Genomic DNA, 448 nt, shown 5'->3' on the forward strand with positions numbered 1-448 from the left:
GGCCGCAGCAGTGGGGCAACCACAGCGGCTGGCGCGGCTACGCCGCCGGCGGCGAACGCTGGTTCGGCTTCGATGCGGTGAGGGCGCTTGACGATCTCAACGACGAGGTGCTGCTGGTGCCGCTGCCCGGGCACACGCTGGGCCATGCGGGCATCGCGGTGCGGCAGGGCGACGGCTGGCTGCTGCACGGCGGCGACGCCTGGTTCTACCGCGAGGAGATGCGGCAGGCAGAGCGGCACTGCACGCCAGGCCTGCGCTTCTACCAGTGGATGATGTGCAGCGATCGCGACGCCTGGCGCACCAACCAGCAGCGGCTGCGCGCGCTCTCCCTGCAAACCGACGCGCAGGTGACGCTGTTCTGCAGCCATGACCGCCGCGAGCTGGGCCTGCTCGACAGCCGGTAAAAGATTTTTCTCAGCCTCTTTTCCTGCAACCCATTTTGCGTAAT

1 pseudogene is annotated in these 448 nt (G+C 67.9%); it reads left to right on the forward strand.

The annotated features are described in order from the left end of the window. Window positions 1-404: pseudogene (locus tag M3666_RS16410) on the forward strand (MBL fold metallo-hydrolase); the annotation flags it as partial. Window positions 405-448 lie beyond the last annotated feature (44 nt).

It is taken from the genome of Curtobacterium sp. ODYSSEY 48 V2, assembly GCF_023712625.1.
Taxonomy (GTDB): domain Bacteria; phylum Actinomycetota; class Actinomycetes; order Actinomycetales; family Microbacteriaceae; genus Curtobacterium.